Genomic DNA, 21,111 nt, shown 5'->3' with positions numbered 1-21,111 from the left:
GAACGTAAGATCCGTCACGATTCACCCTTCCGGGGTGGCCTCGACGCCCGCGCTCTCCGCATCCGGAGAGCTCTCGGCGACCGCACGGGCCGCCTCCGGACCCTCGGCGAGAAGCACCCCGAATCCGGCCTCGTCGAGCACCGGCACCTTGAGGGCCATCGCCTTGTCGTACTTGCTGCCCGGGTTCTCGCCGACCACCACGAACCCGGTCTTCTTCGACACCGAGCCGCTGACCTTGCCGCCCCGGGAGGTGATCTCCTCGGCCGCCTTGTCCCGGGTGTAGCCGGCCAGCGTGCCGGTCACCACCACGGTCAGGCCGTCCAGCGTGCGCGGGCCGGTCTCGACCCGCTCGTCGGCCATCACCACGCCGGCCGCCCGCCACTTCTGGACGATCTCGCGGTGCCAGTCGACGGCGAACCACTCCCGCAGACTCTGCGCGATGGTCGGCCCGACCCCCTCGACCTCGGCGAGCGGGTCGACGATCTTGGCGGTTCGCCGTTTGGTCGTGGTCTCCTCGACGACCCCCTCGTCGGTCGCCGCACCGGACTTGAGGTCCGTCTCCTCCGACAGGTCGGCGTCAGCCGATGCCGAGCCCGCAAGACCCGGCGCCGGATCACCCGTGGCGGTGTCCGCCGACGTCCTCTCGATGACCTCCTCGATCGCCGCCATCGAGCCGAACTCCAGCGCCAGCGCCCCCGCCGCATCCGGCCCGACATGCCGGATCGACAGCCCACGCAGGATCCGGGCGAGCGGCCGCGACTTGGCCTCGGCCAGGCCGGCCAGCATCTTGGCGGCGTTGGCGCCGAGCGTGCCGTCCTTCTTCACGAAGAACGGTGCCCGCAGCAGGTCCTCCTCGGTGAGGTGGAACAGGTCACCCTCGTCGAAGATCACCCCGGAGTCGATCAGCGCCCGCGCCGATTTCTCCCCCAGCACGTCGATGTCGAGCACGTTGCGCTGACCGACATAGGTCAGCCGCTCCCGGCGCTGCCCCAGGCAATACCGCGAATTGGGGCACCTGATGTCGATGTCGCCCTCTTTGGCCGGCGCCAGCGGGGTGCCGCAGTCGGGGCACTCGGCCGGCATCACGAACGCCCGCGCGTCGGCCGGCCGCAACTCCAGCACCGGGCCGAGGATCTCCGGGATGACGTCTCCGGCCTTGCGCAGCACCACGGTGTCGCCGATCAGCACACCCTTGCGGACCACCTCCTGCGCGTTGTGCAGGGTGGCGAACTCGACCTCGGACCCGGCCACCACGACCGGCTCGACCACGGCATAGGGGGTGACCCGGCCGGTGCGCCCCACGTTGACCTTGATGTCGACCAGCTTGGTGGTGACCTCCTCGGGCGGGTACTTGAAGGCGATCGCCCAGCGCGGCGCCCGACTCGTCGAGCCCAGCCGCCCCTGGATCGCCACCTCGTCGATCTTCACCACCACGCCGTCGATGTCGTGCTCGACGTCGTGTCGGTGCTTGCCGTAGTAGTCGATGAACTCGCGCACCCCGGCCAGGTCGTCGACGAGCCGCCACCGGGAGCTGACCGGCAGCCCCCACGCCTTCATCGCCGCGTAGGCCTCCGACTGGGAGGCGGGCGTGAAGCCCTCGCGCGCGCCGAGACCGTGCACCACCATGCCCAGCCCACGCGCGCCGGTGACCCGTGGATCCTTCTGCCGCAGGCTGCCGGACGCGGCGTTGCGCGGGTTCATATACGTCGGTTTGCCTTGCTCGACGAGCATCGCGTTGAGCGCCGCGAACGCCTCCGCCGGGAAGTAGATCTCGCCCCGAACCTCGACCAGGTCGGGCACGTCGTCGCCGGTCAGCCGCTCCGGGATGTCACCGATGGTCCGCACGTTGGGCGTCACGTCGTCGCCGACCCGCCCGGTGCCCCGAGTGGCGGCACGGACGAGCACGCCCTTCTCATACGTCAGATTGATCGCCAGTCCGTCGATCTTGAGCTCGCAGAGGAACCGCACCGCCCCACCGGCGTCACGCACCGCCCGCTCGGCCCACGTGGTCAGCTCGTCGAGGCTGAACACGTTGTCCAGCGACATCATGCGCTCGGCGTGCTCGACCTTGGGGAAGTCGCCGGAGACCGTGCCGCCGACGGTCTGGGTCGGTGACTCGGGGGTGCGCAGCTCGGGGAACTCCGCCTCCAGCGCCTCCAGCTCGCGCAGCAGCAGGTCGAACTCGGCATCCGACACCGTGGGCGCGTCGAGCTGGTAGTAGCGGTGCTGGTGCTCGCGGATCTCGTCGGCCAGCTCGGCATGCCGGGATGATGCCTCGGGTGTAGCCACTGAACCGAACCTCCGTGTCAGGAATATCTAGGTGGCACGGTAACCCCACCCCCCGACACTTTCCGCCCTCAGACCTCGGCGATCCGGCGTCCGGCCTCCGTGCATGCCTTGAGCAACGCGCGAACGTGGGCGGGCGGCGCGCCGGCCAGCCCGCACGCCGGGGTGATCACCACCTGCTCCGGTAGCCGGGCCGCCGGGAAGCCGAGCCGCCGCCACAGGGTGCCCACCCGCTCGGCGATCTGCTTCGAGTCGGGCGGCCGCGCCCCGGTGGGCAGGGCCGGCGCCGCGCCCGCAAAGATCCCCAGCCCGGCCTCGATCGCCTCACCCAACGGGTCCAGGTCCTTGACCAGCGACAGGTCGAGGGCGACGGCCGCGGCCCGCGCGTCCCGCACCACCTGGAGCGGCACCTGCGGGGCGCAGCAGTGCACGATCACCGGCGCGTCGACGGCCTCCACCACGGTCCGCAGCCGGGACGCCGCGTCCGGACCGTCGACCTCCCGGTACGCACTGAGGCCGCTCTCGGTCGGCACCCGCCCGGCCAGCACGGTCGGCAGCGACGGCTCGTCCAGCTGCAGCAGGACGGTCGCCCCGGGCACACGTTTGCGCACGTCGGCCACGTGCCGGCGGAGCCCCTCGGCGAGCGAGTCGGTCAGGTCGCGGACGGCGCCCGGGTCACGCAGCATCCGGCCGCCGATCGGCAGGTCCAGGCTCGCGGCGAGGGTCCACGGCCCGGCCGCCTGGATCTTGAGCGGCCCGGCGTAGCCGTCGGCCTGCTCGGTGAGCTGGTCCAGGTCGCGTTCGAGCAGGTCGGCGGTCCGCCGGAGGTCCTGCCCGGGCCGGGCGGCGATCTGCCAGCGACCGGCGTAGAGCTGCACCGGCAACTCGACCAGGAACCCGGCGCTCCGCCCGATCATGTCCGAGCCGGGGCCACGGGCCGGCAGCTCGGCCAGGTGTGGCAGGCCGGGCAGCTCACCCAGGACGATCCGCTGTGCCTCGGCGATGTCGGCGCCGGGCAGCGATCCGATGCCGGTGGCGACGCCCGGCCCCCACGGGAAGTCAGGCATGTGTCGACGCCCGTGAACCGGCCGTGATCGTCGCCGAGCCGAGCACGATGTCACCGGCCGGGTCGGGCCGGTAGGCCACGATGGCCTGACCGGCGGCGACGCCCCGGGCGGGGGTGACCAGCCGCGCGGTCAAAACGTCATCCTCGACGGAGACCGATGCGCCGACGACCTCACCGTGCGCCCGCAACTGCACCTCGCAGGACAGATTGTCCGAAATGTCATGCCAGATCGGGCGAGAGGCGCTGACCACGTCCACTTCAAGATCCTCACGGGGCCCGACGGTCACCGTGTTGGAGACGGGCGTGATCGACAACACGTACCGTGGACGACCGTCGGCGGCCGGAACCCGCAGGTCCAGGCCCTTCCGCTGACCGATGGTGAAGCCATACGCCCCGTTGTGGGTCCCCAGTTTCTCCCCGGTCCGCCCGTCGACGATGTCACCCGGCGCCGACCCGAGCCGGCTCTCCAGGAACCCGCGGGTGTCGCCGTCGGAGATGAAGCAGATGTCGTGCGAGTCGGGCTTGTCGGCGACGGCCAGGCCACGCTCGGCCGCCTCGGCCCGGACCTGCTCCTTCGTCGAATCGCCGAGCGGGAAGATCGCCCGGTCGAGCTGCGCGCGGGTGAGCACGGCCAGCACGTAGGACTGGTCCTTGGGCAGGTCGACGCTGCGGCGCAGCAGGCCGTCGGCGCCCAGCCGGGCGTGGTGACCGGTGACCACCGCGTCGAAGCCGAGCGCGACCGCCCGGTCCAGCACCGCGGCGAACTTGATCTTCTCGTTGCAGCGCAGGCACGGGTTGGGGGTGCGGCCCGCCGCATACTCGTTCACGAAGTCGTCGACCACGCTGTCGTGGAACTCCTCCGCCATGTCCCAGACGTAGAACGGGATGCCGATCACGTCGGCGGCCCGGCGCGCGTCGCGCGAGTCCTCCAGGGTGCAGCAGCCGCGCGCCCCGGTCCGGAAGGTCTGTGGATTACGGGCCAACGCCAGGTGCACACCGGTGACGTCGTGGCCGGCATCCCGGGCGCGCGCGGCGGCGACCGCGGAATCGACACCACCCGACATGGCCGCAAGAACTCGCATGACGCAAGCCTATCCGGGCGTCTTCCAGGCTCCCGCTCGCCTGGCCCGCTCGACCGCGCCCGGCAGGGCCACCAGCAGCGCGTCCACATCCGCCTTGGTGCTGTCGTGCCCGAGGCTGAACCGCAACGACGATCGGGCCCGCCCGTCGTCGGCGCCCATCGCGAGCAGCACGTGACTGGGCTGGGCCACCCCGGCCGAGCACGCCGAACCGGTCGAGCAGTAGATCCCCTGCGCGTCCAGGAGCAGCAGCAACGCGTCTCCTTCGCAGCCCGGGAAGGAGAAGTGCGCGTTGCCCGGCAGCCGATCGTCGGGGTCCCCGTTGAGGATCGCGTCCGGGATCGCGGCGCGCACCCGGCCAACCAGGTCGTCACGCAGCGCGGCGACCCGGGCGGTGTGCTCCTCGCGCTCGGTCACGGCGGCCTCGACCGCAGTGGCGAACGCCACCACACCCGGCGTGTCGAGTGTCCCCGAACGCACGTCCCGCTCCTGGCCACCGCCGTGCAGCAGCGGCGTGCACGCCACGTCCCGCCCGAGCAGCAGCGCACCCACCCCGACCGGCCCGCCGACCTTGTGCCCGGTGAGCGTCAGGGCCGCGGCACCACTGCCGGCGAAGTCGACCGGAACCTGCCCGACCGCCTGCACCGCGTCGGTGTGGAACGGCACACCGGCACCGGCCGCGATCGCCGCCAACTCGGCCACCGGCTGAACGGTGCCCACCTCGTTGTTCGCCCACTGCACGCTGACCACCGCGATCTCGTCGCCGTGCGCGCTGATCAGCTCGGCGAACCCGGCCGGATCGACCCGCCCGGCCGCGTCCACGGCCTGCAGGATCACCTCGGCGTCCTCGTGCCGCCCGAGCCACTCGACCGCGTCCAGGACGGCGTGATGCTCCACCGCGGACGCGACCACACGCCGCTTCCGCGGATCGGCATCCCGCCGCGCCCAGAAGATCCCCTTGGCCGCAAGATTGTCCGCTTCGGTGCCACCACCGGTGAACACCACCTCGGACGGCCGGGCACCCAGCGCGGCGGCCACCCGCTCCCGGGACTCCTCCACCAGCCGTCGAGCCCCCCGCCCCGCGGCGTGCAGCGAGGAGGGATTGCCAAGCTCACGCGCCGCCGCGACATAGGCGTCGAGCGCGGCGGGCAGCATCGGCGTGGTCGCCGCATGATCGAGGTAGGCCATCGCCTTCAAGCTTAGGCCGTCCCCTCGCCGATTCCGTTGCCCGTCCTACCCCAAAAGATCAACACCACATCCCCGCTCCGGTACGCCGTGGCCCGCCCCCGACCGCAATCGACGCCATCCCGTCCGTCCCGCGCGAGGCAGGCGGCCCTCCCGGCCGAAACGCGACCGCCGGGCTGAATCCGGTGGCACGCGAACACCATGAAAAGAGACGGCCCGGCGGAAGACCGCCGGGCCGTCACCGAACGTGCTGGGATTACTTGCGCTTGCGGATCTCCTCGGCGGCCTGCGGGACCACCTTGAAGAGGTCGCCGACGACGCCGAAGTCGGCGAGCTCGAAGATCGGAGCCTCGGCGTCCTTGTTGACCGCGACGATCGTCTTCGAGGTCTGCATGCCGGCCCGGTGCTGGATCGCGCCGGAGATGCCGAGTGCCACGTAGAGCTGCGGCGACACCGTCTTGCCGGTCTGCCCGACCTGGAACTGGTGCGGGTAGTAACCCGAGTCGACCGCCGCACGCGACGCGCCGACCGCACCACCGAGCAGGTCGGCCAGCTCCTCGACCAGCTTGAAGTTGTCCGCGTTGCCGACACCACGGCCACCGGAGACCACGATGCCGGCCTCGGTCAGCTCGGGACGCGAGCCCTTCTGCTCGGCGACCCGCTCGACGACCTTGGCCAGCTTGTCACTGTCGGTGGCGGCGACGGTCAGCTGCTCGACCGCGGGGGTGGCCGCGGACGCCTCGGGGGTGACCGAGTTCGGGCGGATCGTGACGATCGGCAGGCCCTTGGTGACCTTGGACTTCACGATCGCCGAACCGGCGAAGATCGCCTGGGTGGCGGTGCCGTCGGCGTCCAGCGCGACCGCGTCGGTGAGCAGGCCGTTGTCCAGCTTGACGGCCAGCCGGGCGGCGATCTCCTTGCCCTCCTGAGTGGAGGCCAGCAGCACGGCGGCCGGCTCCACGCGGCGAACCAGCTCGGCCACCACCGTCGCCTTGGGAGCGACCAGGTAGCCGGAGACGTCCTCACCGGACGCGACGTAGATCTTCTCGGCACCGAACTCGCCGAGCTTGGCGGTGTCGGCCTCACCGAACACCACGGCCGAGACCGACCCGAGACCACGGGCGATCGTCAGCATCTCGAGGGTGACCTTCTTGACGCCGTTCTCGACGACGACCAGTACTTCAGCCATTTTCCGCTATCCCCTCGGGCTCAGACGAACTTCTCGGTGGCGAGGTACGAGACGAGCTGCTCGCCACCGTTGCCCTCGTCGACGACCTTGGCGCCACCGGTCCGCGCCGGGCGCTTGGTGAACTCCAGCACCTGGCTGGTCGCGCCGGCCGAGCCGACCTCGTCACCGGCGATGCCCAGGTCACCGAGGGACAGGCTCTGCACCGGCTTCTTCTTGGCGGCCATGATGCCCTTGAAGGACGGGTACCGCGGCTCGTTGATGGTGTCCCACACACTCACGATCGCCGGGGTCGCGGCCGTGACGACCTCGTACCCCTCGTCGGTCTGCCGCTCGACGGTCAACTGCGAACCGTCCACGGTGAGCTTGCGGGCGCCGGTCAGCGCGGCCACCCCGAGCAGCTCGGCCAGCATGTGCGGAACCACCTGGACCCGGCCGTCGGTGGACTCGGCGCCACTGATGATCAGGTCGGCGTTCAGCGTGCGCAGCGCGGCGGCGAGCACCTTGGACGTGGCGACCGCGCAGGAACCGTGCAGGGCGTCGTCCTGAACGTGGACGGCCTTGTCGGGTCCCATGGAGAGGGCCTTGCGGATGGAGTCGGTCGCGCCCGCCGGACCGACGGTCAGGACGGTCACCTCGCCACCGTGCGCCTCTTTGATCTTCAGCGCTTCCTCGATGGCGTACTCGTCCATCTCGTTGATGACATTGCTCGACGAGGCCCGGTCCACCGAGAAATCAGAGCTCAGGGTGCGCTCGGCACCGGAGTCGGGTACCTGCTTCACCAGTACGACGATGTTCATCGCGCTCCTACGACCCTCCTGTATTGAACGCACCGTTGCGGTCGACCCTGTCCTTGGCGCCGGAACGATGCCGGGGCGGCGGACATGTCAGCCAGGTTACCCGCCAGTAGCTTCACTGTTGCCGGCCACCCAGAGTGACACACCTCACCCGCGTGGCGATCTCGATCGCTACAGTGGGCGATGAGGAGGTGTCAGACATGTCCGGTCAAAACGTCTCACTTGTGGAGGGCATGAGCCCAGCCACGACCCATACTCCCCCACGCCCCGATCATCTGGAGCCGCAGTCCCATGGTCGAGCGGGCCCCGACTCTCCGTGGTGCCGGTGCGGACGGCCCCGGGAGGCCTGCGTGAGTGACGAAGTCCGCAATCTCTGGCACCACCTTCTTGACCCATTAGGTCAATAATCGGCAGCGTGTTCGGTCAGTTGAGGCAATGGTTCGACTCGTCACAGACCGGAAAGACGCCCGACTACCGTTTCTCGCTCGCCAACGAGCGGACCTTCCTGGCCTGGATCCGCACCGGCCTGGCCCTGATCGCCGGTGGCCTGGCCTGTGCACAGTTCCTGCCGCCGCTGCCGGTCGCCCACCTGCGGGAGATCATCGCGATCCTGCTGCTGGTGCTCGGCGGTCTGGTGGCGCTACGGGCCGTCGATCACTGGGTGCGCACCGAGCGGGCCATGCGGCTGGGCACCGATCTGCCCCGGTCCCGGTTCCCGGCGGTGCTGGCGATCGCGGTGGCGGCCGGCGCTGTGGTGATCATCATCGCGGTCCTGATCCAGGTGTTCTGAGTGAGCGGGCCCTGCCCCGAGCACGTCCGGGATCCGGGGGCGTGTGCGGAGGTGCGCCGTGACCCGGGTGCCTCGGCCGTGCGGACCCGGCTCGCCTGGCGGCGGACCGGGCTGTCGGCGGCAGCGGTGGGGTTGCTCGCGATCCGACCGGCGTTCCGGCCCGGCGCGGGCCCGGCCGAGTGGCTCGTCGCCGCCGCCGCGATGGTCACCTGGGCCGCGGTGATCGGCATCGCCCTGCACCGGGCGGCCGAGCTACGGACCCGGTTCCCCGGTCCGGCGCCACGGGCGATCCGGGCCTACGCCGTCCTGGTCGCCGCCCTGGCGGTGCTCGGCTGTTGGGTTGTCATGCTCTGATCGTCGCCGTCCCGGCGCGGGAGAGGCATCATTGCGGCATGGTCCGGTTGTTCATCCTCCTGGCCGGGGCGGCGCTCGTGCTGCTCGTCCTGGCTCTCATCAGCGTCCTGTCGGCCGATCGGGTGCGTAACGCGCCCCGCGCCGTCTGGGTCCTGGTGGTCCTGCTGCTACCGATCGCCGGCCCGATCGTCTACCTCGTCGCGGGCCGCCCCATCGACCGGACCGGCCGGCAGTCCCGGCGCCCGGCCTCACCCGACGACGATCCGGACTTCCTGCGTTCGATGGGCGGCGACGACCAGGCCCGTCGCGACCGTGAGCAGCTCGCCCAGTGGGAGCGCGAGCTACATCAGGACGACGAGCAGGGCGACCGCCCATGACTCGCGGTCCCGCCACGCCCGGCGTGGCGGCTCCGGTTCAACGGAGACCGACCAGCTCCGCGATGTCCCGGAACACATTCACCGCGTCCTGCTCGAACGACAGGCCATTGCGGTACCCGTAGGCGAGGATCAGCGCCGTGACCGGCACCGTGATCATCACCAGGAGACTGGCCAGGATCTGTAGCGTGCGCCGCAGCCGGCCACGTTTGCGCGGCCGGCGGACCAGCGCCGGTTCCGGTTGGTGCGGCTGCGGCTGCGGCACGGCGGCCGTCGCCCGCGACGGCTGCGGCGGCGAGACCGGCCGGGCCGAGCCGACCGCCGGCGAGACCGGCCGGGAATGGATCACCACAGGTTGCTGGGCACGCTGCGGACGCTGCGGTGGTCCGGGTTTCCGCTGCGGTGGTACGGGCGTCCGGCTCTCATACTCCGGAGGGCTGGTGGCGACTGTCGCGTCCGGATCAGGACGCCAGGTCACCGAGGCGGCGTGCGGCCACGGGTCGACCGGCGGGCGCAGGTGCGGCGGGCTGTCCGGGGCCGATGGCCGAGACGGACGACCGGGACCACGCCCGGGTCCGGAGCTCTGCTCGGAGTTCGGGCGGGAGGGCGGCCCGGGCTGTCGTTTCGGCAGCGCCTCGACGTCGTTCTCACCGACCGGAGTCGCCTGCGCCGGAACGGTCCGGGCCGGCGACTTGATCGTGTCGTCGGTCGGCGGGGCGGGGCTCGCGGCATCGGCCGGAGTCTGCTGGGACGGCACGGCCGGTACCGGCGTGGTCGCGGGCAGCGGGAGCGGCTTGTCCACCAGCGCGGTCGGCCGGTCCGCCTCGATCTCCGCCTTCGACGCGACCACCGTGGCCCGGTCGTCGACCGGAAGCTTCCCGGCCACCATCGTCGGCCGGTCGTCCAGCGGAAGCTTGCCGGCCACCATCGTCGGCCGGTCGTCCGACGGAAGCTTCCCGGCCACCATCGTCGGCCGGTCGTCCGACGGAAGCTTCCCGGCGATCACCGTCGGCCGGTCGTCGAGTAGCGGCTTGCCCGCGACGACGGTCGGCCGGTCGGCCGGCACCGATCTCGCGGCGACCACCGTGGGCCGGTCGTCCAGCAGCTGCTTGGCGGCCACCACGGTCGGCCGGTCAGCCACCGGCGCCGGGTGCTCGCCGGACGGCTCCCCCTCGGTCGTGACCGGCAGATACTTCGACGGCAGACGCAGTTCCCCGGTCGGCCCGGGCGCCGCCGGCTCGGTGGTGAGCAGGGCCGCGCCGGCCAGGATGCTGCCCTCCGCGACGACCAGCTCGGGCTGCTCGATGACCACCGGCGGGTCGCCGAGGGCACGGTGCAGCAGAGTGGCCACCAGCGGGATCCGGCTGGCCCCGCCGACCAGGAACACCCCGGCCAGCCGGCCCTCCGGAAGATCGGACAAGCGCAGGAGATTTTGCGTGATCTGAACCGTCTGCTCCAGCACCGGCCGGGCGACCGTCTCCAGTTCCTCGCGGGTCAGGTGCGCCTCGACGTCGAGCAGCGGCACCACGAAGTCGGCGGACTGCGCGCGGGAGAGCCGCTCCTTGGCGATCCGCACATCGTCCCAGAGCTGGCGGCGGGCGCGGCGCTCCTCGACGGTGGCCGGCTCCATCAGGCGGGCCCACTCGTCGGTGCGCAGATGCTCGACGATCGCGGCGTCCACGTCCAGGCCGCCGAGGTCGTCGCGGCCGTCGACGGCGAGCACCTCGAACCCGGTGGCGGTCCGGGCGACCACGCTGGTGTCGAAGGTGCCGGCCCCGAAGTCGTGCACCATCACGACCGAGCCGATCGGCACGTCGCGTCCGAGGACCTCGGCGAAGTAGGTGGCCGCGGCGACCGGCTCGGCGACCAGGCGGGCGCCCTCCAGCCCGGCCCGGGCGGCGGCGTCGGCCAGCAGCGTGCGGCGGGTCGCGCCCCAGGTGGCCGGGCAGGTGAGGGTGACCTCCGGACGGTACGGTCCGACCGCCCGGTGCCACTCCTCGGCGACCCGGGCCAGGACCGCCGCGATCAGCTCGACGGTCTCGAACTCACGCTCGCCGAGCAGCACCAGGCCGTCGTCGACGCGGCGTTTCGGGTTGGGCTCGAACTTCGCCGGGTCGAGCCGGGCGCTGTGCACCGCGTCCCGCCCGACGAGCAGGTTGCCCTCCGAGTCGGCGAAGACGGCGGACGGCAGCAGCGGGGAACCGTCGACCAGGATCGGCCGGGCGCGGCCGTCCGGCCATCGCGCCACGGCGACGGTGTTGGAGGTGCCGAAGTCGACGCCGAGGGCGTACCGCTTCGGACCACCCTGGTCGATGGGCATGTCCGCAGTCTAGGCAATGACTGCCCGCATCCGAGCGATCCACTACCGTCCGGTGAACTCAGGTGCGCGCTTCTCGACGAACGCGGTAGTCCCTTCGAGCCGATCGTCGGTGGCGAAGAGCCCCGCGAACAGGTGCGACTCGAGCGCCAGGCCGGAGGCCAGATCGACGCTCAGCCCCCCGTCGACCGCCTGTTTCGCCGCGCGGAGGGCCAGGGCCGGGCCGGTCGTGTACTGCCGGACCAGGTCGACGGCTGTGGTGTACACCTCGGCGGCCGGGACCACCCGGTCGGCCAGGCCGATCCGCAGCGCCTCGTCACTGTCGACCATCCGACCCGAGAAGATCAGATCCTTGGCCTTGGCCGGGCCGATCAGCCGGGCCAGCCGCTGGGTGCCGCCGGCTCCCGGGATGAGACCGAGCTTGATCTCCGGCTGGCCGAGTTTCGCGTCGTCGGCGATCACCCGCCAGTCGCAGGCCAGGGCCAGCTCGCAGCCGCCGCCGAGGGCGAAGCCGGTGATCGCGGCGACGACCGGCTTGGGGATCCTGGCGACCGCGTCGAAGGCGCCGGAGAGCGCGTGCACCCGGGCCACCATCTCCTGGTACGTCACGCTGGTGAACTCGTTGATGTCGGCGCCCGCCGCGAAGTGCCTCCCGGCGCCGTGCACGACCACCGCCCGCACCGAGGCGTCCGCCTCGGCAGCGTGCGCGGCGGCCCGCAACTCCTCCTGGACCTGGGTGTTCAGCGCATTCACCGGTGGCCGTTCGAGCCGGATCGTGCCGATGCCGTCCGTCACTTCGAGCCGCACGAACTCGCCCAGCCGCTCGCCCACCCGGACCTCCCTGTCATCGAGTCGTTTCGCCGCCAGCCTACGACGGGTAGGCATTACATTGGGTCCCCTGGGGAGGAAGAAGATGACCACGTACTACCGGGATCCGGAAGTGCTGATCACATCGTCCGGCGTCTGGATGAACGGCAACGAGTTCCGGCTACCCGAGCTGATTCAGGTCTGGTACACGAAGGGCGCCCGCTCCTGGGGCGTCATCGCCTGGCGCGGCGCTCTCGGCCTGGCCGTGCTGCTGCCGCTGCTGGTGGGCGCGCTCGCCGTCACGGTGGCCCTGCTGCTGGACATGCCACTGGGCACCACGGTGGCCATGGTCGTCGGCGGCATCCTGGTCGGCCTGGCCGTGGTGCCGGTCGCCGACCTGATCCTGGAGAGCGTCGACAGGTCGTACGACCGCGGCACCCGCACCCTGGAGATCTGGGGCCGGGTCCGGGGCGGTGACGTCCTGCTGATGCGCACCGACAACGCGCAGCGGTTCGGCCGCATCTACCGGGCGCTCCAGCGGGCCCTCGAGCCGGCGGTGCGTCGGTGAGTAAGGACGCGGCCGGGCTGGCCGGGCTGCTGGCCACCACGGGGGTGCTGCATTTCCTGGCGCCGAAACCGTTCGACGGCATCGTGCCGCGGTCCCTGCCCGGGTCGCCACGCACGTGGACGTATCTGAGCGGGGTCGCCGAACTGGCGGTGGCCGCCGCGGTCGCGCACCCCCGGACCCGTCGGGCGGGCGGGCTGGCCGCGGCGGCCCTGTTCGTCGCGGTGTTCCCGGCGAACGTGAAGATGGCCGCCGACTGGCGGCACGCGTCTCCGGCGAAACGAGCCGTCGCGTTCGGGCGGCTGCCCCTGCAAGCCCCGTTGATCGCGTGGGCGCTGCGAGTGGCCCGCTGATTCAGGCATTCGCCGGTGCAAAAAGCCCTGATTGGCGACGATCAGGGCATCATGAAAGCCACCGAGGTACGGCCCACCGGAGTCGAGCGCACGTTCGGCGAGAACGAACTGATCGTGTCCAAGACCGATCCGCGCGGAGTCATCACGTACGCCAATGACGTCTTTCTGCGGGTCTCCGCCCTGTCGGAGGCGCAGGCGGTGGGTAGTCCGCACAACCTGATCCGGCATCCGGACATGCCTCGGGCCGTGTTCAAACTCCTCTGGGACACCCTGGAACAGCGGCAGGAGATCTTCGCGTACGTCCTGAACCTGGCGGCCGACGGTGCCCACTACTGGGTGTTCGCGCATGTCACGCCCTCGTTCGACAGGTCCGGGCGGCTACTCGGCTACCACTCCAACCGGCGTCGCCCGGCCCAGTCGTCGATCACCGCGATCCGGGAGGTGTACGGCCGGATCCTGACCGAGGAGCGACGACAGTCCCGTACCCCGGACGCGGTCGCCGCCGGGGTGGCCGCGCTGCAGGGGATGCTCGACGAGCGCGGGCTCACCTACGACGAGCTGGTGTGGCGGATCACCGACGGCGGCGGCGCATGAGGGCCAAGCCGGAGACGGTCGACGCGGCCGCCATCGATCAGGCGGTACACCTGGTCACCGATGTGTGTGAACGTGCCCTCAGCGGCGATCTGGAGGCCCGTGTGCCGGTGATCGGCGGCTCGGAGCGGGCGGCCCGGATCCGGACGGCGATCAACGGGCTGCTCGATCATGTGGACGCGTTCGTCCGGGAGGCCGGTGCCGCGTCGGCGGCCGCCTCCGAGGGGCGGTTCCACAGGCGGTTCCTGACCCAGGGACTGGACGGTGTGTACCGGGCGGCGGCCGAGAAGATCACCCACTCCAACCAGGTGATGAGCCGGACCGCGGCCCAGTTCGCGGAGGCGGCCCGGCAGCGGCAGGCGCTCGCCGACGAGTTGGAGTCGGCGGTGCTGACCGTTTCCGAACAGGTCGCCACGGCGGCCACCGAGATGGGCCGGTCGGCGAACGGGCTCGCCGACTTCGCCCGGGTCGCGGTCACCGACGCCGAACGCGGCCTGGGCACGGTGTCGTCGTTGCGTACCTCGTCGGACGAGATCCGGCACGCCGTCGACCTGATCAACCAGGTGGCCGCGCAGACCCGACTGCTCGCCCTGAACGCGACGATCGAGGCGGCCCGCGCCGGTTCGGCCGGGCGCGGCTTCGGCGTGGTCGCCAACGAGGTGAAGAACCTCGCAAACGAGACCAGCTCCTCCAGCGAGCAGATCATGAACCAGGTCAACACGGTGCAGCAGTCGGCGGCCGACGCGATCGCCGTACTGGAGGCGGTGACCAACCGGATCCGCGAGATGAGCGAGCTGGTTGAGGGCATCGCACAGGCCGTCGACGGCAGCCGGCACACCGACAACGCCGGGTTGTCCCAGCTCGCCGAAGTGCTCCGGGCCGAGGTTTCGCGATTCGTGACGACGATCCGCGATTCATGATTTTTACGGCTTTAAACCTGCAAAATTAACATCATCATGAAAACCACTCGGGTACGGCCCACCGGTCGCGAACGCACCTTCAGCGAAGGTGAGCTGATCGTCACGAAGACCGATCCGCGGGGTGCCATCACCTACGCCAACGATGTCTTCCTGCGCATCTCCGCCCTCGACGAGGACGACGCGGTCGGTCGACCGCACAACCTGATCCGCCACCCGGACATGCCCCGGGCCGTGTTCAAACTCCTCTGGGACACCCTCAAGGACCGGCGGGAGATCTTCGCGTACGTGGTGAACCTGGCCGCCGACGGCGCCCACTACTGGGTGTTCGCGCACGTCACGCCGTCATTCGACGACTCCGGTCGAGTGGTCGGCTACCACTCCAACCGGCGGGTCCCGTCCCGGGACGCGGTCGCCGCCGCCGACGACCTGTACCGGGTGCTGCGGACCGCCGAGGGCCGTCATCCCCGCCCGCAGGACGCGGTCATCGCCGGGTACACCGCACTCCAGCAGGTCCTGGCCGAGCGCGGGCGCACGTACGACGAACTGGTCTGGGACCTGTCCGCCGGAGGAACCCGATGACCCCGACGACCGCCCGGGCCGCGACCGGCGCGGACCGCGCTTCCGGCCGTCCTTCCGAGAGCGGCGGTCGCTCCTCCACGGCGACCGGCAGCCTCTCCACCACCAGAACCGGCAACCCCTCCATCGCCGGGGGCGGTGACGACGAGGCGATGTATGCGATCGCGGACGTCTGTCGGCGGGCCGCGAGTGGGGATTTCGAAGCGCGGGTGCCCCGGCTCGGCGACTCGGATGCCGAGATCGAGGCCCGCCTGGCGATCAACGAATTGCTGGACCGCACCGACGCGTTCGTCCGGGAGGCGGGTGCGGCGTCCGCGGCCGGTGCGGCCGGGCACTTCTATCGGCGGTTCCTGGCCGGGGGGATGGGTGGGGCGTACCGCCGGGCGGCCGAGGAGATCGGCCGCTCCGGCGACGCGATGAGCCGCAACGCCGAGCAGATCACCGCGGCCGCCGAGTCCCGGATCGCCTTCGCCGACGAGTTGGAGTCGGCGGTGCTGGCCCTCTCCGAGCGAATCGCCGCCGCGGCCGGTGAGATGGGGCGGTCGGCGAACGGACTGGCCGGGTTCGCCCGGGCCGCGGTCAGCGACGCCGAACGCGGTCTCGGCACCGTCAACGACCTGCGCCGTGCGTCCGGTCAGATCCGCAACGCCGTCGACCTGATCAACCGGGTGGCCATGCAGACCCAACTGCTGTCCCTGAACGCCTCCATCGAGGCGGCCCGGGCCGGTGCCGCCGGACGCGGGTTCAGTGTGGTCGCCAACGAGGTGAAGACCCTGGCCAACGAGACCGGCGAATCCAGCGGCGAGATCATCGACCAGGTGGACGCGGTTCAGTTGGCCTCCGAGGACGCGGTCCGGGTCCTACGCGCGGTGACCGACCGGATCCGCGAGATGAGCGGCCTGATCGACGGCATCGCGGCCGCGGTAGACGGCGACACCGAGAGCGAGATCACCGGCCTCTCCGAACTGGCCGCCATCCTCCGAACCGAGGTCCAGCGCTTCCTGACCGCAGCCCGAACCTGACCGGTCCCCGTAGATCCGGCCGGCCATCAGGGCTGCCCCAAGACCACCGAAACAGCACCCGCGACCAGCCCGGGGTCAGGGCTGGGCGTACAGGGCTTCGATGTCGGCCCGGGCCGGGAGCGCGTTGCTGGCGCCGACTCGGCGGACGCAGACCGCACCGGCGGCATTGGCCCAGCGAACGGCGTCGATCAGGTCGCGGCCCTCGCCCCAGGCCACCGCCAGCGCGCCGGTGAACGCGTCACCGGCCGCCGTGGTGTCGGCGACCTCCACCCGGAACGCGGGCACATGCACGTCGGCGCCGTCCCGGTCGGCGTAGCGGGAGCCGTTGCCGCTGAGCGTCAGCACCACCCGGGGCACCAGGGCCAGCAGCGCCCTGACGTCCGGCTCGTCGCCGCCGGTGATGGCCCGGGCCTCGGTCTCGTTGACGACCAGCAGGTCCACCTCGTCGAGCAGGCCGGGCGGCAGCACCCGGGCGGGTGCCGCGTTCAGGATGGTCCTGGTCCCGGCGGCCCGACCGGCCTTCAGCGCGGCCAGCACGGTGGCCATCGGGATCTCCTGCTGGCAGAGCAGCACGTCGGCGGCGGCGACGGCGGCCGACTCCTCGTCGGTGAGACCGACGAAGGTACGGTTCGCGCCCGGGCTGACCAGGATGGAGTTCTCCCCGGCCCGGTCCACCATGATCACCGCTACACCGGACGAGCCGTAGCTGGTCCGTACCAGATCGACGCCCACGCCGGCCGCCGCCAACCGTGCGTTGAGGGTGACGCCGAAGGCGTCGGAGCCGATGGCGCCGAGAAAGACCGTCTCGCCGCCGGCCAGCGCGGCCGCGATCGCCTGGTTGGAACCCTTGCCACCGGGCGTCATCACGAAATCGTCGCCGAGCACGGTCTCCCCCGGCCGAGGGAGGCTCGGTGCCAGCCCGACCAGGTCCATGTTCGCGCTGCCCGCGACGACGACCCGGGTGGCCATCAGCCGGCCCGAGCCGTGAACCGGTCGCCGAACCGGTCGACGATCAGCGGCAGGCCGAAGGTCTTCGTCAGGTTCTCCGCGGTCATCACCTCGCCGAGCAGACCCGCCGCGACCACTGTGCCCTCGCGCAGCAGCAGGCCGTGGGTGAAGCCCGGCGGGATCTCCTCGACGTGGTGGGTGACCAGCACCATGGCCGGGGCGTCGGGGTCCAGGGCCAGCTCGGTGAGGTGGCCGATCAGCGTCTCCCGGCCGCCCAGGTCGAGACCGGCGGTCGGCTCGTCGAGCAGCATCAGCTCGGGGTCGGTCATCAGGGCGCGGGCGATCTGGGTGCGCTTGCGCTCCCCCTCGGACAGGGTGCCGAACTCGCGGTCGGCGAACGCACCGATGCCGAGCTGGTCGAGCAGCTCCCGGGCGCGCGCCTCGTCCTGCGGGTCGTAGCTCTCCCGCCAACGGCCGACCACCGACCACGCGGCGGTCACCACCACGTCGAGCACCCGCTCGGACGGCGGCACCTGGTCGGCGAACCGGCCGGTGGTGATGCCCACCCGGGTCCGCAGCTCGGTCACGTCGGTCCGGCCCAATTTCTCACCCAGGACGTACGCGTTACCGCGTGTCGGGTGCATCCGGGCCGACGCCAGGTTGAGCAGAGTGGTCTTGCCCGCGCCGTTCGGGCCGAGCACCACCCACCGCTCGTCCAGCTCGACCTGCCAGGACAGGTCGCGGATCAGGTAGTTGCCACCACGCACCACGTTGACGCGGTCGAAGGCGATGACGATGTCCTCGTCGGGCGGAATCGATACGGCAGCCTCGCGCACGCGTCCATCCAACCACGTCCGCCCTCGGCGACCGGACGGCGTGCCGGTGACCCGCCCCACCGGGGTGAACCAGCTGGTCCCCAGTGCTGTCCCAGCCCTTCTCCGACAGCCCTCACACCCGGCCGGAAAACCCGGCGGCCGGCCCCGGACCCGTCCGACAGCCCGGACGAACGGCTCAGTCGGTGGTCGAGCCGAAGACCTCGTCGCGGACGGCGTCGAGGGCCGTACGCAGGGCGCCGTGCAGGACCGGCTCGGAGGCGACGCCGGTGACCACGACCTTGGGCGAGACCAGGGTGATCGCGGCGACCTCGCGTTCCACCCGGTCGGCGAGAGCGGGGCCGCCGGCCCGGCTGACCTCGCCGGCCAGCACGACCAACGGCGGGTCGAGGACCGCGCAGGTGGCGGCCACACCGAGCGCCAGTCGGCGGGCCAGCTCGTCGAGGACCGGTTCACCGGCCGGGCCGGCCGCGACGGCGGCGCGGACCACATCGGCGGCCTCGGCACCTCGGAAGCCGAACTGCTTGCCGATGGCCTTGACGGCGTCGGCGCCGGCGATCGCCTGGAAGGCGCCCTTCACTCCACGACGGGACGCGTTGTGCGGCACCTCGGCGCCACCGACCGGCAGGTAGCCGATCTCACCGGCGGCGCCGGTGGCGCCCTGGTGAAGACGGCCGTTGATGACCGTGGCGAGACCGACGCCGCGGCCGATCCAGACCAGAGCGAAATCGGTCACACCGGTAGCGGCGCCGGTGCTCGACTCGGCCACCGCGGCCAGGTTGACGTCGTTGCCGAAGAAGACCGGGATGTTCAGGTCGCGGCGCAGGTCGGCGAGCAGGCCACGGTGCCAGCGGGGCAGGTCGTGGGCGAACGAGATCTCCCCCGACTGCGGGTCGACCAGGCCCGGGGTGCCGAGCACGACACGGCGGACCGAGGACATGTCGGCGCCGGCCTCACCGGCGGCCTGGACCACGGCGTTGTGTACGACGCCGACCGGATCGTCGGTGTCCTTGGTGCTCTGCTCGACCCGGCTGATCACGGTGCCGGTGATGTCGGCGCAGGCGGCGACCACACCGTCCGGCCCGACCTCGGCACCGATCACGTGGGCGCTGCCCGGGGTGACCGCGTAGAGCTGCGCGTTCGGCCCGCGGCCACCGGCCTGCTCGCCGACCCGGCGGACCAGTCCGCGTTCCTCCAGGCGTTCCACCAGCTGGGAGGCGGTGACTTTGCTGAGGCCGGTCATCTCGCCGAGCTGGGCCCGGGTGAGCGGACCTCGAGTGAGCAGCAGGTCCAGCGCGGCGCGGTCGTTGAGAGCGCGCAGCAACCGGGGCGTGCCCGGAAGGCGAGTGGCGGCCATAACGTAGTCCCCTAATACTAAGGATTCTTTCCTGTTACAGTGTCGACGCACGACACGCAGCCGCAGCGTAACGGTAGGCAATGATGCCGGACCGGAAGGTGGCTATCGACTCCGAGCGATCATGGCAGCTCCCGGGCCCCCGCGGCCAGAGTTGCGTCATCGGAAGGAAACCATGGCGATCGACCCGGGCCTCCGCCGACTGGCCCTGCGCACTCTTCTGGCCGCCTTCGCCGGAGCCGCCGCGCCGCCGTGGGCGGTGGACCTGCTGCACGACGGGCTGGCCGGGCACACCCTGTTCGGGGGCAACGTGGTCGATCCCGGTCAGGTCGCCGATCTCACCGCCCAACTGCGGTCGGCCCGCTCGGACGTTCTGATCGCGATCGACGAGGAGGGTGGCGACGTCACCCGGCTCGGACACCGGACCGGTAGCGCGTACCCCGGAAACGCCGCTCTCGGCGCGGCCGGCAACCTCGAACTGACCCGCCTGGTGTACGCCGCGATCGGCGCCGATCTGGCCGCCGCCGGCATCAACCTGGACCTGGCGCCGACCGTCGACGTCAACACCGCCGACGACAACCCGATCATCGGGACCCGCTCGTTCGGGGCCGATCCGGCGCTGGTCGCCCGCCACACCGCGGCCGCCGTCACCGGCCTCCAGTCCAGCGGGGTCGCGGCCTGCGCCAAGCACTTCCCCGGGCACGGGGCCACGGTCTCCGACTCGCACCTCGAACTGCCGACCGTCGACGTACCACTGTCGCTGCTGCGCTCCCGGGACCTGCCGCCGTTCGCCGCCGCCGTCGAGGCCGGGGTCCAGGCGGTGATGAGCGCCCACATCCGGGTGCCGCAGCTGACCGGGGACGGGCCGGCCACCTTCAGCCGGTCCGCGCTGAACGGGCTGCTCCGTGATGAACTCGGGTTCCGGGGCGTGATCGTGACCGACGCGCTGGAGATGCGCGGCGCGTCCGGTGCGGCCGGCAGCATCCCGCGGGCCGCGGTGGCCGCCCTGGCCGCCGGCGCCGACCTGCTGTGCATCGGCGCGGTCGTCGACCTCGAACTCGTCGAAGCGGTTGCCGCCGAGATCGCCGCCGCCACCCGCGACGGACGTCTCGCCCTGGACCGCCTGGAGAACGCGGCCGAACGAAACGCCGCGCTCGCCGCCTGGAGCACTCCCGCCGTGGAGACGGCCGCATGGACCGGCCGCCGCCCCGATTCCGAACTCGGGGTCGAGGCCGCCCGGCAGGGGATCCGGTTCGAAGGGTCGGACGACCGGCTGCGTAATCCGCTGGTGGTGCGGTTCGTGGCCGGCTACTCGATCGCCGAGGGCAAGGTGCCGTGGGGCCTCGCGCCACACCTGGCGACCGCCGAGGAGATCGAGGTGGTGGCCGCCGACACCACCGTCGAGTCGATCACGGAGCGTGCCGGTGACCGGCCGATCGTGCTGGTCGGCCGTCGCCTGCACAACTCGCCCGCGGCCCGGACGCTGATCGAGAAGCTGGCCGCCGACCGCCCGGTGGGCGTGGTCGAGATGGGCTGGCCGTCGGCGTGGCGGCCGGCCGGCGTGGACGCCTTCGTGATCACGCACGGCGCCAGTCTCGCCAACAGCCGCGCGGCGGCCGAAGCCCTCGGGCTGGTCACCAGTGCCGTCCCGGTGCAGCTGGGACGGCACTGAGAACCGGCCGGAATCAACCGGGACCAGCAGGTAACC

21 protein-coding genes are annotated in these 21,111 nt (G+C 71.6%); 10 read left to right on the top strand and 11 right to left on the bottom strand.

What is annotated here, in order from left to right:
- Positions 1-21: 21 nt before the first annotated feature.
- The 6 genes from ligA to Q0Z83_RS48850 all read right to left on the bottom strand — a co-directional run bounded on the left by ligA (position 22) and on the right by Q0Z83_RS48850 (position 7,602).
- The gene (ligA, locus tag Q0Z83_RS48875; protein WP_317797334.1) at positions 22-2,316 is read right to left on the bottom strand and encodes an NAD-dependent DNA ligase LigA; all 2,295 of its coding nucleotides are present in this window, start codon (positions 2,314-2,316) and stop codon (positions 22-24) included.
- Positions 2,317-2,357: 41 nt separating this feature from the next.
- The gene (locus Q0Z83_RS48870; protein WP_317790417.1) at positions 2,358-3,353 is read right to left on the bottom strand and encodes a uroporphyrinogen decarboxylase/cobalamine-independent methonine synthase family protein; all 996 of its coding nucleotides are present in this window, start codon (positions 3,351-3,353) and stop codon (positions 2,358-2,360) included.
- On the bottom strand, positions 3,346-4,434 hold the full coding sequence (mnmA, locus tag Q0Z83_RS48865; protein ID WP_317790416.1) for a tRNA 2-thiouridine(34) synthase MnmA: 1,089 nt from the start codon (positions 4,432-4,434) through the stop codon (positions 3,346-3,348). The genes Q0Z83_RS48870 and mnmA overlap by 8 nt, the downstream gene beginning before the upstream one ends.
- Positions 4,435-4,443: 9 nt before the next feature.
- Positions 4,444-5,619, bottom strand: coding sequence for a cysteine desulfurase family protein (locus tag Q0Z83_RS48860; protein WP_317790415.1), 1,176 nt, complete (start codon positions 5,617-5,619; stop codon positions 4,444-4,446).
- Positions 5,620-5,872: 253 nt separating this feature from the next.
- Positions 5,873-6,805 (bottom strand): electron transfer flavoprotein subunit alpha/FixB family protein, encoded by a 933-nt coding sequence (locus Q0Z83_RS48855; protein WP_317790414.1) that lies wholly within the window; start codon positions 6,803-6,805, stop codon positions 5,873-5,875.
- 20 nt (positions 6,806-6,825) lie between these two features.
- On the bottom strand, positions 6,826-7,602 hold the full coding sequence (locus Q0Z83_RS48850; RefSeq protein ID WP_317790413.1) for an electron transfer flavoprotein subunit beta/FixA family protein: 777 nt from the start codon (positions 7,600-7,602) through the stop codon (positions 6,826-6,828).
- A gap of 412 nt (positions 7,603-8,014) precedes the next feature.
- Here Q0Z83_RS48850 and Q0Z83_RS48845 point away from each other — a divergent pair, with 412 nt between their 5' ends.
- The 3 genes from Q0Z83_RS48845 to Q0Z83_RS48835 are packed head-to-tail and all read left to right on the top strand — an operon-like array spanning position 8,015 to position 9,120.
- On the top strand, positions 8,015-8,389 hold the full coding sequence (locus Q0Z83_RS48845; RefSeq protein WP_317790412.1) for a YidH family protein: 375 nt from the start codon (positions 8,015-8,017) through the stop codon (positions 8,387-8,389).
- Positions 8,390-8,743 (top strand): DUF202 domain-containing protein, encoded by a 354-nt coding sequence (locus Q0Z83_RS48840; RefSeq protein WP_317790411.1) that lies wholly within the window; start codon positions 8,390-8,392, stop codon positions 8,741-8,743.
- 38 nt (positions 8,744-8,781) lie between these two features.
- Positions 8,782-9,120, top strand: coding sequence for a PLDc N-terminal domain-containing protein (locus Q0Z83_RS48835; RefSeq protein ID WP_317790410.1), 339 nt, complete (start codon positions 8,782-8,784; stop codon positions 9,118-9,120).
- Between the two features lie 37 nt (positions 9,121-9,157).
- Here the strand turns inward: Q0Z83_RS48835 and Q0Z83_RS48830 are convergent, their stop codons facing one another.
- Together Q0Z83_RS48830 and Q0Z83_RS48825 are read right to left on the bottom strand one after the other, a co-directional pair.
- Positions 9,158-11,437, bottom strand: coding sequence for an Hsp70 family protein (locus Q0Z83_RS48830; protein WP_317790409.1), 2,280 nt, complete (start codon positions 11,435-11,437; stop codon positions 9,158-9,160).
- 42 nt (positions 11,438-11,479) lie between these two features.
- Positions 11,480-12,253 (bottom strand): enoyl-CoA hydratase/isomerase family protein, encoded by a 774-nt coding sequence (locus Q0Z83_RS48825; protein ID WP_317797333.1) that lies wholly within the window; start codon positions 12,251-12,253, stop codon positions 11,480-11,482.
- 94 nt (positions 12,254-12,347) lie between these two features.
- On the opposite strand from Q0Z83_RS48825, the gene Q0Z83_RS48820 reads away from it, so the two are divergent.
- Genes Q0Z83_RS48820 through Q0Z83_RS48795 form a run of 6 tightly spaced genes read left to right on the top strand, consistent with a single transcriptional unit; the run spans position 12,348 to position 16,268 of the window.
- Positions 12,348-12,809: a DUF6232 family protein gene (locus Q0Z83_RS48820; RefSeq protein WP_317790408.1), complete on the top strand. Its 462-nt coding sequence runs from the start codon at positions 12,348-12,350 to the stop codon at positions 12,807-12,809.
- Positions 12,806-13,159: a DoxX family protein gene (locus Q0Z83_RS48815; protein WP_317790407.1), complete on the top strand. Its 354-nt coding sequence runs from the start codon at positions 12,806-12,808 to the stop codon at positions 13,157-13,159. The genes Q0Z83_RS48820 and Q0Z83_RS48815 overlap by 4 nt, the downstream gene beginning before the upstream one ends.
- 51 nt (positions 13,160-13,210) lie before the next feature.
- Complete coding sequence (locus tag Q0Z83_RS48810) at positions 13,211-13,753, top strand: PAS domain-containing protein (protein ID WP_317790406.1); 543 nt, start codon at positions 13,211-13,213, stop codon at positions 13,751-13,753.
- Positions 13,750-14,670 (top strand): methyl-accepting chemotaxis protein, encoded by a 921-nt coding sequence (locus Q0Z83_RS48805; RefSeq protein WP_317790405.1) that lies wholly within the window; start codon positions 13,750-13,752, stop codon positions 14,668-14,670. Before Q0Z83_RS48810 ends, Q0Z83_RS48805 begins: the two co-directional genes overlap by 4 nt.
- Before the next feature lie 36 nt (positions 14,671-14,706).
- Positions 14,707-15,249: a PAS domain-containing protein gene (locus Q0Z83_RS48800; RefSeq protein ID WP_317790404.1), complete on the top strand. Its 543-nt coding sequence runs from the start codon at positions 14,707-14,709 to the stop codon at positions 15,247-15,249.
- On the top strand, positions 15,246-16,268 hold the full coding sequence (locus Q0Z83_RS48795; RefSeq protein ID WP_317790403.1) for a methyl-accepting chemotaxis protein: 1,023 nt from the start codon (positions 15,246-15,248) through the stop codon (positions 16,266-16,268). Before Q0Z83_RS48800 ends, Q0Z83_RS48795 begins: the two co-directional genes overlap by 4 nt.
- A 75-nt stretch (positions 16,269-16,343) precedes the next feature.
- Here Q0Z83_RS48795 and Q0Z83_RS48790 read toward each other — a convergent pair whose 3' ends face one another.
- The 3 genes from Q0Z83_RS48790 to Q0Z83_RS48780 form a co-directional block, all read right to left on the bottom strand.
- A complete protein-coding gene (locus Q0Z83_RS48790; protein WP_378078777.1) occupies positions 16,344-17,237 on the bottom strand; it encodes a ribokinase in 894 nt (297 codons plus the stop codon).
- Positions 17,237-18,112 carry an ABC transporter ATP-binding protein gene (locus tag Q0Z83_RS48785; protein WP_378078776.1) on the bottom strand — a complete coding sequence of 292 codons (876 nt, stop codon included), beginning with the start codon at positions 18,110-18,112 and terminating at the stop codon, positions 17,237-17,239. Before Q0Z83_RS48785 ends, Q0Z83_RS48790 begins: the two co-directional genes overlap by 1 nt.
- A 115-nt stretch (positions 18,113-18,227) precedes the next feature.
- On the bottom strand, positions 18,228-19,406 hold the full coding sequence (locus tag Q0Z83_RS48780) for an ROK family transcriptional regulator (protein WP_317790401.1): 1,179 nt from the start codon (positions 19,404-19,406) through the stop codon (positions 18,228-18,230).
- Between the two features lie 172 nt (positions 19,407-19,578).
- Between Q0Z83_RS48780 and Q0Z83_RS48775 the strand changes: the two genes are divergently transcribed.
- The gene (locus Q0Z83_RS48775) at positions 19,579-21,075 is read left to right on the top strand and encodes a glycoside hydrolase family 3 N-terminal domain-containing protein (RefSeq protein WP_317790400.1); all 1,497 of its coding nucleotides are present in this window, start codon (positions 19,579-19,581) and stop codon (positions 21,073-21,075) included.
- Positions 21,076-21,111: the final 36 nt, after the last annotated feature.

This window comes from Actinoplanes sichuanensis, assembly GCF_033097365.1.
Taxonomy (GTDB): domain Bacteria; phylum Actinomycetota; class Actinomycetes; order Mycobacteriales; family Micromonosporaceae; genus Actinoplanes; species Actinoplanes sichuanensis.
This window is presented reverse-complemented; position numbering and strand designations above follow the sequence as displayed.